The organism is Parasynechococcus sp., assembly GCF_042954325.1.
Lineage (GTDB): Bacteria > Cyanobacteriota > Cyanobacteriia > PCC-6307 > Cyanobiaceae > Parasynechococcus.
Genome location: NZ_JBGKDS010000012.1, coordinates 87,477 through 100,770 on the forward strand (window position 1 = coordinate 87,477; position 13,294 = coordinate 100,770).

Below are 13,294 nucleotides of genomic sequence, written 5' to 3' on the forward strand. Positions count from 1 at the left end.
ACGCACCCTTAACGGTAGTTTTCAAATTGCAGAGGAACATCCAGGTCATCCTCTTTCGTCTTTAGCAATTGAATGGCCTGCTGAAGATCATCTTTACTCTTCCCAGTAATCCTTAGGCTTTCCCCCTGGATCGCAACCGTTACTTTTTTGAGATCATCACGCACACTTTTACTCAGCTTCTTGGCGAGCTCCTGAGTCAGGCCTTTGCGCAATTTGACCACTTGTTTAATGCGATTTCCTCCGACGGTTTCAGGCGTCTGAAAATCGAAGATCTTCAGGGAGAGATTGCGCTTGGTCGCCTTGGCACGCAGCACATCTTCCACGGCCTGCAGGGTCATATCACTGGCCGTGGTGATGATCACCTCCGTTTCCTCCAAGTCGATTTCCGTATTGGAATCCTTGAGGTCGTAACGGTTGCCCACATCCCGACGAACCTGATCCAGGGTGTTGACCAGCTCCTGCCGGTCGAAATCGGACACCACATCAAAGGAGAAAGTGCTGGCCATGACTCACGCTCGCAGGCTCACTCAGTTTAGAAACGAACCGGCGCATGCCCCACCAGGGGCTGGGCGACCAGCACTCTCGCTATGGTCTGCCCTTCTCTTGGTCAAGTCATGGCTGCATTCGCCTGGGCACTTTGTTTGATGGGGGCCGTTGTCATGGCCAGCATCGTGCTGACCGGTGCCGGGCGTGCCAAAGCCGATTTCACCCTGGATGATCTCAAGGCTCCACGCGCCATGTTCGATCGGCTGCCACCCTTCGGCCAGCGGGCCGTTTGGGCGCAGGAGAACAGTTGGGAGGCCCTCACCCTGGGAGCACCAGCCATGCTGCTGTGTCTGATTGCTGGCGTTGAAAGCCCAACGGCAACAGCTGCAGCATGGGCCTGGCCAGCCGTGCGCGTTGTTTATCTCGCTGCCTATGTGGGCAACATTCCTCCGCTCCGGGGGCTCTGCTGGGCTTCGGGCGTCACGGCGGTTGGAATTTGCTACGTCGAAGGACTTCGGGCTGTCCTCGCTAACGGATAACCGCGACCTAATCGAAGTAGAGAAGACTGACGACTTTGCCCATATCTTCCGCTGTGCGGCTGCTGGCGAGCAGCGTCTCACTGTCATGGAAAGCCAGACAGATCAACTGATCACATCGGTTAATAATTTCCTGGTTACAGAGACTGCTTGCCATGGGGAGCGGCAAGTCGTCTTGCTCAGGCTTCTCGACCAAGTGAAGAACACGATCGAGCAGATCACAGATTTCCGAAGGCTGACGATCCAGGCTTTGTGGAAGCAGAACAGTGAGCTTGGCTGGATCGACGGCGAGGGCACCGCGAATCACGGCGGCATTCACACCTTGGGAACCAGACGTCAGCAACGAATGCCCCTCCTGAACGAGTGATCGCGCCACGAGTTCGACCAGATGGATCGCCACAACAGGCACGTGACGGCTTCCGAGGATGGCGATTCTTCTCTTCCCTTTGTCCTGAAGTAAGGCCAGCTCTTGAGCCAGAGTGTCAACACTGTCGAGAGCGGGCAGATCAAGGGACTGACCCAAGGAGACACCAGGTTCTTGCATCAGAAATTAGCAACACTCATCGGGAGGGAACGGGTAAATCCAATACTTCAAACAGACGGTCAAGATGGCAGTGCTCCTCAACCAGACGGAAGGCATAAGTGGCTTTGACCGTCTCGTGAAGACGGACATGTCCAAAGGCCTGCTCGATCACCTCGACCGTGGCCAAGGTGTCGTGATCCACTTTGAGCAAGGGGACATCAAGTTCCTCCGCTCGGCTGATGAGTTGAGGGAGAGGTTCACCGGCTCCAGTGAGGATCAGGCACTGGGTGGATGCCTCCAGCGCAGCCAGTTGAATATCGGTTCGGTCCGCACCAGTCACCACGGCCATGTTGCGCCTGCGGCGGAAAAATTCCATTGCTGAATTGACATTCATCGCACCGATGCTGAGTGTTTCGACCAACAACTCCTGACGTTCGGGACAACAGATCACCCGCGCATCAAGACGACGCACCAACTCCCCCACCGTGACACTGCGCAGCAGCGGTGATCGAGGCATCACGCCATACACCGAGAGACCGAGATTTTCCAGAGCTGGCACCACCTGACGCTCCAAACTCTCGACTTCGTCCGGCGTCACAGCGTTTAAAACCACCCCTGCCAGATGGTCACCGAGGGTTTGTTTCGCCGCCAACAACGCATCCACGCTGCAACTGTCCCGCCAGAGATGCACGAGCACGACCTTGGCATTCAGGCCCTCAGCCAATTGGGGCAAGCTCAGGCCGTACAGCAATCCTTCCTGGAGGCTCCCGGCGCATTCCAAAAGGGTGAAGCCATCCTCAGCAACCACCTGCTGCTTCAGCCGATCGAACCCATCTCCAGCCGTGAGCTCACCCTGCCCAAGACGCAGGGTTGCGGTCGTGGGAGACAACAGGTGCAACGACGGGATCAGATGACTTTCAGGCAAGCCAAGGGTGTCCCCGACGAAGCGGACGTCGTCATCGATCAGTGGCTGCGGCAACGGACCCTTCGCTGGATCCCACTCCAAGCTCGTGGCCAAGGGCTTGCCAAAACGAATGGGTAGGCCCGAACGAATCAGCTGCTGCGCGATCCCCAGCACGAGGGCCGATTTTCCACTGAACGGTTCACAGGATCCGATCAACAAAGTCGTTCCCATGAACTCCAGCCAAGTGCTCTTGGCGATTGAATCTAGGCGTGATCGGCCTCCGCTTCAGGACCAATCAGCAACCAATGCCAGAACCCGTCGGGAAGATCTCCGCTCCCAGTCGCCCCACGCTCCATCAGCCAAACCACCAATTGCTGCGTCCCGACCTCGAACGCGTAACGCCGCTCAGGCTGTCCGGGGAAAGTCAGCTGACAGGCCAACGGTTCCAAAGGAGCTTTGGCGGGGGACCAGTTCAACTCAAAAGCGTGGTCGGACCGTCCTTTGATGACACGGGCCCCCTTCAGCGATCCCATCGCCAACAGGCCAAGGGCGTCCCGCAGGTCATTCTCCCGCTCGAGCCCACCGCAATAGGGGGCGTAGAACGCAACGAGAGCGGCATCACTGAGAGCAGGCAATCAGAGCAAACAGCTGCTTTCAAGGATGCCCCAAGCTGGACGAATGGCCCACCCCATTTTCAAACCCAACCCCTGGCACAACAAACGCATTGGCATCACAGGCGCCCGTGGGGCCTTGGGCCAGGCTCTGACGGCATGCTTTCGATCCTTGGGAGGCCATGTCACAGGATTCACCCACAGCGCGCCTCCCCCGCCGGATCTGGAGACGGGGCCCCACCGTTGGCTGCAGTGGCAGTGCGGAGATGAGGACGCCCTGCTCCAGGAGCTGCGGGAACTGGATGTCCTCGTCCTGAACCATGGAATCAATCCGCAAGGCGTCCAGACCCCAGACGAGCTGACCCGCAGCCTTGAGGTCAATGCCCTCAGCACCTGGCGCCTGATTCAACTGTTCGAACGCAGCACGGCCGACAGGCCCAAGGGCCAACAGCGGGAAATTTGGGTCAACACGTCCGAAGCCGAAATTCAACCGGCCATCAGCCCGGCCTACGAAATCAGCAAACGACTGCTCGGGCAGCTGGTGAGCATCCATGGGGCCGTCCGCTCACCAGAGCAACGGCAACGGATTCGACTGCGCAAACTCGTGCTGGGCCCCTTCCGATCGACTCTCAACCCGATCGGAATCATGACCGCCGCCTTCGTTGCCAAGCAGATCGTCTGGCAGGCCGAACTGGGGTTCGGGCTAATTATCGTCAGCCCGAATCCGCTGACCTATCTGCTGATGCCAATCAGTGAACTCGGCCGTCGGATTTACAGCACGGCGCTCAATCGCCCCGGTCCGTAAGGATTTCGCATCCGTCTGATGTCACCAAAACGGTGTGCTCCCATTGGGCCGACAGTGAGCCATCCCGGGTGACGACGGTCCAGCGGTCCTTCAGGGTGCGACAGGCCTTGCTGCCGGCATTGAGGATCGGCTCGATGGCCAGGGTCATCCCTGGACGCAGGGTGACGTTGGGGAGGTCGTCGGTGCGAAAATTGAACACCGAAGGTTCTTCGTGGAGATTTCTGCCGACACCGTGGCCGGTGTAGTCCTCCACAACACTGAAGCCATTGGCTTTGACGTGGTCTTCAACCGCTCCAGCGATGTCGAGCAGGGTGTTCCCAGCCTTGACCTGTGCAAGCCCAGCCATCAATGACTCGCGAGCCACACGGCTCAGGGTCTGCGCCTCTTCACTCGCGTCACCAACGCAAATCGTGACGCAGCTGTCGCCGTGATAACCCTCGAAATAGGCACCGGTATCCACCTTCAGCAAATCTCCTTTGCGAATCACACGCTTGGAGCTGGGGATGCCATGCACCACTTCATTGTTGATGCTGGCGCAGATGCTGGCTGGGAAACCGTGATAGCCCTTGAAGCTGGGGGTCGCCCCCATCTCGCGGATGCGGCGTTCGGCCAGGGCGTCGAGATCGCCGGTCGTTTGCCCCGGTTCCACGCTTTGCATCACCTCACGGAGAACGGTGGCCACGATGGAACTGGCCTGCCGCATGATTTTCACCTCGCGGGCCGATTTGATTTCCACACCGCGACGCTTCTGGATGCGGGGACCAGTTGCGGTGACGCGAGCGTCCTGGGTGGATGCCAGGAGATCTGCAAAGAGATTCATTCAGCCCTTGACGAACGGCTGCACAGAACCGAGCGGCACTGCGAGGCCAGATTGATATCCGTCAAGCTATCAAGGCTTTCCGTACAGATGCCGGACGATGACGCTGGTGAACCAGCTTCGAGCACTGCACAGGTGGGTGGCCCCCTTTGTCGTGCTGCCCTTGCTGCTCACGGTCACCACTGGGGTGGGTTACCGCCTGGCCCGTGACTGGTTCGGCCTGGAGCGGGATGACATCCATTGGCTCATGGTCCTCCACGAAGGGGAATGGCTGGGACAAACCCTGGAACCCATCGTCGTTCTGCTCAATGCCCTCGGCCTGCTTTGGATGCTGATCACCGGAACCACCTTGATGATCGAGCGCTGGCGTCGCCAGGTACAGTGATTGTTTGGCGAATCAACGCGGAGCTGGGATGGCAGCCGATCCGAAGGACACCACGGTGACCGAAGAAACCACAGAACAGGGAACCGTGGCCGTGGCAACCAAGCCTGCGTCTGCAACCCCTGGCAAAAAACTGAGCGCAGAAGAGCAGATTCGTGCCTTCGAAACCGCTCAGCAAAAGACAGAGCTTCCTGACATTTACGTCGGAGACACTGTTCGTGTTGGCGTGCGCATCAGCGAAGGAAACAAAGAACGCGTTCAGCCCTATGAGGGCGTCGTGATCGCAAAGCGTCACGGTGGTCTGAGCGAAACCATCACCGTTCGCCGCATCTTCCAGGGCATCGGCGTGGAGCGGGTTTTCATGCTGCACAGCCCTCAAGTGGCTTCCATCAAGGTGGAGCGGCGAGGTAAAGTTCGCAGGGCGAAGCTTTTCTATCTGCGGGAACGGGTGGGTAAGGCCACCCGCGTGAAGCAGCGCTTCGATCGCTGAGGTTTCGGCCTCGTTCATTCCAGTTGCCAACATCCTGTGTGTTGGTTGAGGGGTCCATCGCCTTGCGCCGTTAGTTCAGTTGGTAGAACGCAGGTCTCCAAAACCTGATGTCGGGGGTTCGAGTCCTCCACGGCGCGTCCGATGCCCCCTCGTGCAGTTTCCCGGTTCTCAGCATGGAGTTGGATCTTCAACCTGGTGATGTCGTGAAGGTTCTCGAATCCGCCGCTCTTGGCTGGGTTCGTGCCCGCGTTATCCGTGTCAAATCTGGCGGCCGTGTGGTCGTGCAAAGCGACCAAGGTCGTGAATTCACGGCTCGTGGCAACCAAGTTCGTCTCATTGAGCCCGCAGGTTTCCGTCCCTGAGCTGAGTGATGGATCCCTGATTGGGATTGTTCTGACCGGTGGCCTCGGCCGCCGGTTTTTTTATGTCTGTGCAGCACTACTGCTGATCGGAATCAGATCAGCGTGACGCTTCGCCAGTTGTTCAATCCGCTCCCGCAACGTGGTCAGCAGGACTTGAACGGCCCTTTCCTCGACGACATCTCGGCGGATCACCAGGCTTTCACCACTGATCAAACCGAGATCAAAATCCAGCCGCACCAGACCTGGCATCACGGCCAGCGCCAACGGGGTGGCGTAGCTGAGCGTGACCTGATCCTGTGTACGCCCTTGCCAAGCCTCTGGCTTGTACCGCTTCATCCGCGCTTCCGACGACCAGAGCCCCAAACCTCGCAAGGTCTGCTCCGTCTTCGGGAACAATCCTGCCGGGAGAGCCAGGCTCGGGTAGGGATCGAGATCCAACCGTGTGAGACCCGAACGGCCACTCAAAGGGTGCTGGGCATCAGCGATCAAATACACCGGCGCACGGCACAGATCGATCACGACCAGGTCCGGATCGGTCGAATCAGGGAGGTCGGGTTGATAGCTGCCGATCCAAGCATCAATCACCCGCTCCCGCAGCAACTGCAGGGGGCGATGCATCCCCACGTGATCCCAGCAGCCACCGATCCAGCTCTCCGGCAACGGTTGAGCCAGCTGCGGACCCGCCCAAAAATTCGCCTCCAGACGCAGACTCGAATCCGAGGCCAGGCGCAGCCGGTGCAATTGATGGACGGCACGCTCCATCAACAACAACTGCTGATCCCCTTGCAACTGCCATTCACCCTCGTCCCGCTGCATGGACAAGCCAAGGCGGCGCAAGGTGTCGGCATTGCGTCGCGACACCGTGCTTTGCGCGCAGTGGAGGCGCTGAGCGGTGATTTCACCGGACCGCATCCAAATCTGCGTATCCAGCATCGCCAGGTCTTCCAGCCCCACCATCCGTAAAAGGGTTCACCTCGAACACACACCAGGATGAGTAGAAGAACCCTTGCGGGGCAAGCCAAGTGCAGCTTTTATCCAACCTCTGCATAAACCGAAGCGCGCGGCATGGTGACGGACTGTTGACGGAGGGCAGGGCAACAGTCGATACTTTCTGAGTCGCGCAAGCGATACAGGTCAGATTCCAACGGACGCGAACCGTCGATCTGAATCCGATCTGGGACCGTAGTTCAACCGGTTAGAGCACCGCCCTGTCACGGCGGAAGTTGCGGGTTCGAATCCCGTCGGTCCCGTTCCAATCCCCGAGCCACACCATGGTGCGTGTTCGTCTGGCCCCGAGTCCAACGGGCACTCTCCATATCGGCACGGCACGAACAGCTGTCTTCAATTGGCTGTTCGCTCGCAATCAGAAAGGAACATTCCTGCTGAGGATCGAAGACACAGACAAGGAACGATCCAAACCTGAATTCACCGCCAACATTCTCGAGGGTCTCTCCTGGCTAGGACTTGACTGGGACGAAGAGCCATTGATTCAGAGCGAACGGATCGACGAGCACCGTTCCGCCATCCAAACCCTGCTTGACCGAGGTCTCGCCTACCGCTGCTACGCCAGCGAAGACGAACTCACGGGCATGCGCGAGGCACAGAAGGCGTCCAATCAGGCCCCTCGTTACGACAACCGACATCGCAACCTGACGCCTGAACAGGAAGCTGCCTTCCAGGCTGAAGGTCGGGACGCCGTCGTGCGATTCAGGATTGATGACGACGCCAACATTCAATGGCGCGATCAAGTCCGTGGTGCCATGCAATGGCGCGGGGCAGACCTGGGCGGAGACATGGTGATCGCCCGTCGAGCCCCTGCCGATCAAATCGGAGACCCGCTCTACAACCTGGTTGTGGTGGTCGATGACGCCGCGATGGAGATCACCCACGTGATTCGTGGGGAAGATCACATCGCCAACACCGCGAAACAGCTTCTGCTCTATGAAGCCCTCGGTCTGCCGGTTCCGACCTTCGCCCACGCTCCACTGATCCTGAATGCAGAGGGACGCAAGCTCTCCAAACGTGATGGCGTCACCTCCATCAACGACTTTCGCGAGCTGGGGTACACCGCTGAAGCCATTGCCAATTACATGACGCTGCTGGGATGGTCGGTCCCTGAAGGCATGGAAGAGCGCTTCACACTGCAGCAAGCGGCCGAAGTGTTCAGCTTTGATCGCGTCAACAAGGCGGGAGCCCGCTTCGATTGGGACAAACTGAACTGGCTCAATGCGCAGATTCTGCACAGCTGGACGCCCCAGCAGCTTGAAGAGGCCCTGACACCCCTGTGGCTGCAACAGTCTTGGATCCTGCCTGACGATTCCAGCTGGATTGAAGATCTCTGTCGTCTCCTCGGACCATCCTTGACGCTGATCAAGGACGGCGTGGAGCAAGCCCGGCCCTTTTTCATCGAGCCTGAACTCGAGGCCGATGGGGAACAACAGCTCAGCCAAGAGGGTGCCAAACCGGCCCTCAAAGCTCTGGTTGAGGCGTTGGCTCAAACCCCTTGGGATGGAACAGACCCAGCCGAAGCCCAAACCTTGCTCGGCGCAGCCGCCAAGGCCGCAGGCGTGAAAAAAGGCGTGATCATGAAGTCCCTGAGGGCAGCGCTGCTGGGCAAGCTTCAGGGCCCGGACTTGATCACCACCTGGTCACTCCTGGCTCGACTCGGCAACGACCGAGCTCGCTTGGAGCGTTGCCTCCTCTGAGGAGGACGTCAGTTCATCTGAGTCGTCCTCAGCCGCAACCAATCCCAAGGCACGAGCCAGGGGCTGCGCCGTCAGCCCCTGCAAGCCGACCGTCATCAGGATGGTGAGAAACACCAGACCCTGAAGCCGACCAGCGCCAAGAATTCCAGCTTGTTCCAAGCGAATGGAAAACAGGGACGCCACGGCCGCCGTCACGATGCCCCTCGGGGCCAACCAGCCCAAAAAGAGGCGTTGCCGCGGATCCAGGGGAAGGCCGATCGTGGCCACACTCACGGCGACGGGTCGTGCCACCAGCATCAGCACCAACACACAGCTGATCCCACCCCAACCGAGTGGACTGAGTTCGGCCCAGGACACATCGGCCGCCAGGAGCGGAAACATCATCGTGATCGCCAGCTGAGCGAGTTGCTGAATCAGCTCATCGAGGTCCTCCGCCTGACTGGATGGCCGGCGTCCGACCACAAATCCCGCCGCGACTGATGCCGGCAAACCCGACTCGGGCAACAGCCACTCACTGATGCCGTACATCAAAAACAGCATCCCCAGGCTGAGCTGCAACGGCAGACCCGTGGCCTGCTCCGGCTTGAGACGTCGCAACAACTCCGACAACAGCCAACCGACACTCGCGCCGATCAACACACCCCCACCCAAACGGGACAGCAGACCGAAGATCAGCTCTCGCCAGCCGTGCAGATCACCGAGCACCAACTCCAACAACAGCAGGGCGAGCACAGCACCGATCGGCTCCAGCACCAGCCCTTCCGCTTCCAAAACATCCCCCAGGGGAGCCGCCAAGCGGATCTGTCGAATCAGAGGAGTGACCACCGTCGGTCCGGTCGCCAGAACGATGGCGCTGTAGACAGCGGCCACCGGCCAGCTCAGACCAGCCAGCCAATGTGCCGCCACCAGGCCCGCACCGAGCGAAATCAACAAGCGCAGCAGAGAAATCCGCAGCACCGTTGCCTTGATGGTGTTCCCCGGCAACCGGAGATTGAGACCGCCATCGAACAGCACAAGGCTGACCAGGAGGCCAACGATTGTTCCCAGCCCCTGGCCCAGGTCCAATGGCTCCACCAACCCCAGGCCGGAGCGGCCAATCAGCAGACCGGACAACAACAGCAGGACAACACCAGGGAGGCCCGACAACGCGGCCAATAGGCGTGCTGTGGCGCCCGAAAAAACCGTGATTCCCCAGAGGAGGCCAAGACCCTCAGTCGTCATCGACAGAGGAGAACTGAGGTTCCACGCGGACGCCGATCACCGCCTCAGGGCGGACGACAAGATATTCACCTTCGAGATCACTGATGGGCACATTGACAAATCCTCCCTGGCCTTCTGCATTGACGATGCCCTGGTACCACTGCTGAAAGGTCTCCAGCTTGGGGAAATGAACCCGTTCGGTCTGGCCCCCCACCAGATGAAGGTGCACGGCATAACGACGTGGAGTGCGAGACATCAGTACGAACCGAAAACCGGCGGCCTCGCCTCAGGATGACGGATCACGCAGGCCTCTGCCCACACCAGAGGGATCAGGACTCCATTCCGGGGCGCATACAACGGATGGCGGGGTTGAGCATTGCGGGTGAGGCCCAACATCAATGGGCCGCAGGCAGCGGGGAAGCGCAACAGCCGTTGACGGCAAAACGGAGCCAGGATCTGCCGTGCCGAACGGCTGCGCTGGAACAACGCACCCTTCGCCCCCCAGCCCAACCAGAGATCAATCGAACCATCGCCTGACCAATGCTCGAAGCCAGCGGCCAGGACCGCATCATTGTCTTCGCCAATTGGATCTTGGACGGTCCGCAGCACCGCCGGATGGGGGGAGATCCGTGCAAACAAGTTGAGCACCACCAGCTCAGCAAACCCCCAGCGCTGGGCAAAACCGATCAACCGTCGCAGGGTCGGGTCATTGCGAGAGGCATCGGCTGTCGAGGGGTTGAGGCCAATGAACATCAACGAACGCTGGCCATCGGCCCACCGGCGTTTCAACCACCAGCGATAACCGCCACAGTCGCTGAAGCTGGCCTCAAACCCCGAGGTGGGATCGACAGAGGTCGAGGATCCGTTGGCTGGCCTGCCCATCACCGAAGGGGTTCACGGCGCGCGACATCGCGTCATAGGCAGTTTGGTCACTCAACAGGCGGGACGCCTCAGCCAAAATGCTCGCGGGTTCAGTCCCAATCAATCGCGCCGTTCCGGCATCCACAGCCTCGGGGCGTTCCGTGGTGCGGCGCAGAACCAAAACCGGTTTGCCAAGGGCCGGTGCCTCCTCCTGGAGGCCACCTGAATCGGTCAACAGCAGCGTGCAGCTTTTCATTGCAGCCACGAGCCGGTCGTAATCGAGCGGTTCGGTGAGCGTGACCCGTGGATGCTCTCCGAGCAGCTCCTGAAGCGGTTCGCGAACCGTGGGATTGCGATGCAACGGAAGTAAAAGAGCCGCATCGGGGTGGCGTTCCAACACCTGAAGAATTCCAGCGGCAATGTCTTTGAGCCGATCACCCCAGTTCTCGCGGCGGTGCACCGTGGCAAGAATCACGCGTTGCTTTTGCCAATCCAGCCCTTCAAACGCGAGGGTGGGAGCCGATTCAGCCATCTGTAACAAGGCATCGATCACGGTGTTCCCCGTGACCGCAACCGTTCCGATCACGCCCGATGCCCGGAGATTGGACTCAGCTGTGGTGGTCGGCGCAAAGTGGAGGCTGGCGATTTGCGACAGAAGCCGTCGGTTCGCCTCCTCCGGAAATGGATCAAACAAGTTGTCCGTGCGGAGTCCGGCTTCGACATGGCCCACCGGAATCTGCTCATAAAACGCCGCTAGTCCGGCGGCGAAAGCAGTGGTGGTGTCGCCCTGAACCAGAACCAGCCCCGGCGGATAGGCCTGAAACTCATCGCGCAGACCTTGCAGCGCCCCGCAGGTCACGTGGGTGAGGGTCTGACGCGGCGCCATCAGACCCAGGTCACAGTCGGCCTCGATCGCAAAGAGATCCATCACCTGAGCCACCATTTCGCGGTGCTGTCCGGTCAGGACCACGCGGGTCTTCAACGCTTCACAGCCCTGGAAGACACGGATCACAGGAGCCAGCTTGATCGCCTCCGGCCGCGTCCCAAGAACAATCGTGACGCGAGGCAACTCCGCCATGGTTTCAACGGTGGTTTTTGAATCCTACGGAGGGCAACCGGGTTTCACTCGACGAAACGAACACCCGGGACTTGCCGATTGCGATGCCGTGACGATGCTGAGGAAGCGTCAGCAGTGCCGTGGTGAGTCAACCTGTCTTTCCCCCGAGCTTTCCTGCGAAACCAGCCAGCGTTAACCAGGGGCGGGTTCCGATGTCATCGCAACCCCGATCGGCCTCTGCCCAACCCGAACGCAACGGTCGCATCACGCCAACGGATGGAGCAGCCAGCCTCAGGCTGGAAGCAATCGTGCAGAAGGCCTTCGACAACGGGTATTCCGATGTGCATCTCGGCGTCGGTGAGCAACCGCGCTATCGGGCCCGAGGCGAAATGCTGACGACGGAGTGGCCGGTTACGACGATTTCAATCTTCCGGAGCTGGCTGCAGGAAATCCTGTCGCCCCAGCAGATCGATGCCTTTTTCCGCGAAAAGGAATTCGATGGATCCCATGCGTTCTCCTTCGTCCGCATCCGCATCAACCTGTTGGATTCCTTTCATGGTCCAGCGATGGTGCTGAGGCTGATTCCTCAGACCATCCTGACGATGGAGCAGCTGCAACTCCCCGACGTGCTGCGGACACTCGCCGCCCGACCCAAAGGCCTGATCCTGGTGACAGGGCCAACCGGCTCAGGGAAAAGCACGACATTGGCAGCGATGATCGATTGGATCAATCGCAACGAAAGCCGTCACATCCTCACCATTGAGGACCCGGTGGAATTTGTGCATGAAAGTCGGCAATCGTTGATCCGACATCGCGAAATCGGTCTCCACACCTTGAAATTTCACAACGCATTGCGGGCAGCGCTGCGTGAAGATCCGGATGTGATTCTGGTGGGAGAAATCCGCGACCAGGAAACCCTCTCCACAGCTCTCGAAGCATCACAAACGGGGCACCTGGTGTTTGGAACACTGCACACCAACTCGGCGGTGAAAACGATCGAACGGGTGCTGGGCATGTACGCCCCGGACGAACAGGACAGCGTGCGGAGGTCGCTGTCGGAGTCACTGCTGGGGGTCATCGCCCAAGGGCTGATCCGCACCACCGATGGGAAACGCGCGGCCTATCACGACATCTTGATCAATACAGACGCCTGCAGGGATTACATCCAGCGCGGCGCCTTGGATGAGGTGGAGGAAATCATGGAGCGCAGTGCCTTCGACGGAATGGTCACCAGTAACCAGTCCCTGCAACACCTCGTTGAGGAAGGGCGCGTTGAAGCAGAGGCCGCTGTCGCCGTCAGCCTGAAACCCAATGAACTGGCCCAGGCCCTGCGGGGTCGGAGCTAGGCCTCAGCCACCACTGAAGACACGGACGAGCAGGACGACGGCCAAACCTGCGGAGAGACCAATCATCGCCAACCGTCCGTTCCAGATCTCCGCCTGGGGAGTAAATCCCCTCTTCCAGGCATTGAGCTCATCGGAATCAACCGGTTCCGGAGCGGATGCAGTTGTGTTGGGTGGCTCAGCCATAGCCGTGACCGTGCAACGCCAAATCA

The 13,294-nt window shown here is 59.6% G+C and carries 18 protein-coding genes and 2 tRNA genes; 9 read left to right on the plus strand and 11 right to left on the minus strand.

The genetic code is table 11. From position 1 onward, the window contains the following. Positions 1–8: 8 nt before the first annotated feature. The gene (locus ACGVKB_RS01470; protein WP_392349490.1) at positions 9–506 is read right to left on the minus strand and encodes a YajQ family cyclic di-GMP-binding protein; all 498 of its coding nucleotides are present in this window, start codon (positions 504–506) and stop codon (positions 9–11) included. Between the two features lie 108 nt (positions 507–614). Here ACGVKB_RS01470 and ACGVKB_RS01475 point away from each other — a divergent pair, with 108 nt between their 5' ends. Further along, a complete protein-coding gene (locus tag ACGVKB_RS01475) occupies positions 615–1,025 on the plus strand; it encodes an MAPEG family protein (RefSeq protein WP_392349491.1) in 411 nt (136 codons plus the stop codon). Between the two features lie 7 nt (positions 1,026–1,032). Here ACGVKB_RS01475 and ACGVKB_RS01480 read toward each other — a convergent pair whose 3' ends face one another. Genes ACGVKB_RS01480 through ebsA form a run of 3 tightly spaced genes read right to left on the minus strand, consistent with a single transcriptional unit; the run spans position 1,033 to position 3,084 of the window. Continuing rightward, entirely contained in the window at positions 1,033–1,566 is a 534-nt protein-coding gene (locus ACGVKB_RS01480; RefSeq protein ID WP_392349492.1) for a DNA recombination-mediator protein A, read from the minus strand. A gap of 16 nt (positions 1,567–1,582) precedes the next feature. Next, positions 1,583–2,680 carry a phosphotransacetylase family protein gene (locus ACGVKB_RS01485; RefSeq protein WP_392349493.1) on the minus strand — a complete coding sequence of 366 codons (1,098 nt, stop codon included), beginning with the start codon at positions 2,678–2,680 and terminating at the stop codon, positions 1,583–1,585. Between the two features lie 32 nt (positions 2,681–2,712). After that, the gene (gene ebsA, locus ACGVKB_RS01490; RefSeq protein WP_392349494.1) at positions 2,713–3,084 is read right to left on the minus strand and encodes a type IV pilus biogenesis protein EbsA; all 372 of its coding nucleotides are present in this window, start codon (positions 3,082–3,084) and stop codon (positions 2,713–2,715) included. A gap of 25 nt (positions 3,085–3,109) precedes the next feature. Between ebsA and ACGVKB_RS01495 the strand changes: the two genes are divergently transcribed. Next, complete coding sequence (locus ACGVKB_RS01495; RefSeq protein WP_392349495.1) at positions 3,110–3,865, plus strand: SDR family oxidoreductase; 756 nt, start codon at positions 3,110–3,112, stop codon at positions 3,863–3,865. Here the strand turns inward: ACGVKB_RS01495 and map are convergent. Beyond that, entirely contained in the window at positions 3,846–4,685 is an 840-nt protein-coding gene (gene map, locus ACGVKB_RS01500; protein WP_392349496.1) for a type I methionyl aminopeptidase, read from the minus strand. The genes ACGVKB_RS01495 and map overlap by 20 nt on opposite strands. Positions 4,686–4,782: 97 nt before the next feature. On the opposite strand from map, the gene ACGVKB_RS01505 reads away from it, so the two are divergent. From ACGVKB_RS01505 to ACGVKB_RS01520, 4 genes are all read left to right on the plus strand, one after another. After that, positions 4,783–5,067 carry a PepSY domain-containing protein gene (locus tag ACGVKB_RS01505; protein ID WP_392349497.1) on the plus strand — a complete coding sequence of 95 codons (285 nt, stop codon included), beginning with the start codon at positions 4,783–4,785 and terminating at the stop codon, positions 5,065–5,067. A gap of 28 nt (positions 5,068–5,095) precedes the next feature. Then, positions 5,096–5,554: a 50S ribosomal protein L19 gene (gene rplS, locus ACGVKB_RS01510; RefSeq protein ID WP_392349498.1), complete on the plus strand. Its 459-nt coding sequence runs from the start codon at positions 5,096–5,098 to the stop codon at positions 5,552–5,554. A 64-nt stretch (positions 5,555–5,618) separates the two neighbouring features. Further along, positions 5,619–5,691 (plus strand) — tRNA-Trp (locus ACGVKB_RS01515). A 36-nt stretch (positions 5,692–5,727) separates the two neighbouring features. Next, positions 5,728–5,916, plus strand: a complete 189-nt coding sequence (locus ACGVKB_RS01520) for a hyperconserved protein Hcp (RefSeq protein WP_006043540.1) — start codon at positions 5,728–5,730, stop codon at positions 5,914–5,916. A 60-nt stretch (positions 5,917–5,976) separates the two neighbouring features. On the opposite strand, the gene ACGVKB_RS01525 is transcribed toward ACGVKB_RS01520, so the two are convergent. Next, positions 5,977–6,873: a LysR family transcriptional regulator gene (locus ACGVKB_RS01525; RefSeq protein WP_392349499.1), complete on the minus strand. Its 897-nt coding sequence runs from the start codon at positions 6,871–6,873 to the stop codon at positions 5,977–5,979. A gap of 219 nt (positions 6,874–7,092) precedes the next feature. On the opposite strand from ACGVKB_RS01525, the gene ACGVKB_RS01530 reads away from it, so the two are divergent. Together ACGVKB_RS01530 and gltX are read left to right on the plus strand one after the other, a co-directional pair. Beyond that, positions 7,093–7,166: transfer RNA gene (locus ACGVKB_RS01530), tRNA-Asp, on the plus strand. Positions 7,167–7,187: 21 nt separating this feature from the next. Beyond that, positions 7,188–8,621 (plus strand): glutamate--tRNA ligase, encoded by a 1,434-nt coding sequence (gene gltX / locus ACGVKB_RS01535; protein ID WP_392349500.1) that lies wholly within the window; start codon positions 7,188–7,190, stop codon positions 8,619–8,621. Here the strand turns inward: gltX and ACGVKB_RS01540 are convergent. The 4 genes from ACGVKB_RS01540 to wecB are packed head-to-tail and all read right to left on the minus strand — an operon-like array spanning position 8,565 to position 11,760. Then, positions 8,565–9,842 (minus strand): cation:proton antiporter, encoded by a 1,278-nt coding sequence (locus ACGVKB_RS01540; protein WP_392349501.1) that lies wholly within the window; start codon positions 9,840–9,842, stop codon positions 8,565–8,567. The genes gltX and ACGVKB_RS01540 overlap by 57 nt on opposite strands. After that, entirely contained in the window at positions 9,832–10,077 is a 246-nt protein-coding gene (locus ACGVKB_RS01545) for a hypothetical protein (RefSeq protein WP_392349502.1), read from the minus strand. Before ACGVKB_RS01545 ends, ACGVKB_RS01540 begins: the two co-directional genes overlap by 11 nt. Next, a complete protein-coding gene (locus ACGVKB_RS01550; RefSeq protein WP_392349503.1) occupies positions 10,077–10,610 on the minus strand; it encodes a DUF1643 domain-containing protein in 534 nt (177 codons plus the stop codon). Before ACGVKB_RS01550 ends, ACGVKB_RS01545 begins: the two co-directional genes overlap by 1 nt. A gap of 37 nt (positions 10,611–10,647) precedes the next feature. Then, the gene (wecB, locus tag ACGVKB_RS01555; protein WP_392349504.1) at positions 10,648–11,760 is read right to left on the minus strand and encodes a non-hydrolyzing UDP-N-acetylglucosamine 2-epimerase; all 1,113 of its coding nucleotides are present in this window, start codon (positions 11,758–11,760) and stop codon (positions 10,648–10,650) included. A gap of 191 nt (positions 11,761–11,951) precedes the next feature. Between wecB and ACGVKB_RS01560 the strand changes: the two genes are divergently transcribed. Next, entirely contained in the window at positions 11,952–13,085 is a 1,134-nt protein-coding gene (locus tag ACGVKB_RS01560; RefSeq protein WP_392349505.1) for a type IV pilus twitching motility protein PilT, read from the plus strand. Positions 13,086–13,088: 3 nt separating this feature from the next. On the opposite strand, the gene ACGVKB_RS01565 is transcribed toward ACGVKB_RS01560, so the two are convergent. Continuing rightward, the gene (locus tag ACGVKB_RS01565) at positions 13,089–13,268 is read right to left on the minus strand and encodes a high light inducible protein (protein WP_392349506.1); all 180 of its coding nucleotides are present in this window, start codon (positions 13,266–13,268) and stop codon (positions 13,089–13,091) included. Positions 13,269–13,294: the final 26 nt, after the last annotated feature.

What these genes read in the sequence shown, in the direction of transcription:
- ACGVKB_RS01525 (WP_392349499.1), bottom strand. Translation starts at nt 6,873, where the DNA reads ATGGTGGGGCTGGAAGACCTGGCGATGCTGGATACGCAGATTTGGATG.
- ACGVKB_RS01565 (WP_392349506.1), bottom strand. Translation starts at nt 13,268, where the DNA reads ATGGCTGAGCCACCCAACACAACTGCATCCGCTCCGGAACCGGTTGAT.
- ACGVKB_RS01520 (WP_006043540.1), top strand. Translation starts at nt 5,728, where the DNA reads ATGGAGTTGGATCTTCAACCTGGTGATGTCGTGAAGGTTCTCGAATCC.
- ACGVKB_RS01470 (WP_392349490.1), bottom strand. Translation starts at nt 506, where the DNA reads ATGGCCAGCACTTTCTCCTTTGATGTGGTGTCCGATTTCGACCGGCAG.
- map (WP_392349496.1), bottom strand. Translation starts at nt 4,685, where the DNA reads ATGAATCTCTTTGCAGATCTCCTGGCATCCACCCAGGACGCTCGCGTC.
- ACGVKB_RS01485 (WP_392349493.1), bottom strand. Translation starts at nt 2,680, where the DNA reads ATGGGAACGACTTTGTTGATCGGATCCTGTGAACCGTTCAGTGGAAAA.
- ACGVKB_RS01495 (WP_392349495.1), top strand. Translation starts at nt 3,110, where the DNA reads ATGCCCCAAGCTGGACGAATGGCCCACCCCATTTTCAAACCCAACCCC.
- ACGVKB_RS01540 (WP_392349501.1), bottom strand. Translation starts at nt 9,842, where the DNA reads ATGACGACTGAGGGTCTTGGCCTCCTCTGGGGAATCACGGTTTTTTCG.
- wecB (WP_392349504.1), bottom strand. Translation starts at nt 11,760, where the DNA reads ATGGCGGAGTTGCCTCGCGTCACGATTGTTCTTGGGACGCGGCCGGAG.
- ACGVKB_RS01475 (WP_392349491.1), top strand. Translation starts at nt 615, where the DNA reads ATGGCTGCATTCGCCTGGGCACTTTGTTTGATGGGGGCCGTTGTCATG.
- ACGVKB_RS01560 (WP_392349505.1), top strand. Translation starts at nt 11,952, where the DNA reads ATGTCATCGCAACCCCGATCGGCCTCTGCCCAACCCGAACGCAACGGT.
- rplS (WP_392349498.1), top strand. Translation starts at nt 5,096, where the DNA reads ATGGCAGCCGATCCGAAGGACACCACGGTGACCGAAGAAACCACAGAA.
- ACGVKB_RS01545 (WP_392349502.1), bottom strand. Translation starts at nt 10,077, where the DNA reads ATGTCTCGCACTCCACGTCGTTATGCCGTGCACCTTCATCTGGTGGGG.
- gltX (WP_392349500.1), top strand. Translation starts at nt 7,188, where the DNA reads ATGGTGCGTGTTCGTCTGGCCCCGAGTCCAACGGGCACTCTCCATATC.
- ACGVKB_RS01480 (WP_392349492.1), bottom strand. Translation starts at nt 1,566, where the DNA reads ATGCAAGAACCTGGTGTCTCCTTGGGTCAGTCCCTTGATCTGCCCGCT.
- ACGVKB_RS01505 (WP_392349497.1), top strand. Translation starts at nt 4,783, where the DNA reads ATGACGCTGGTGAACCAGCTTCGAGCACTGCACAGGTGGGTGGCCCCC.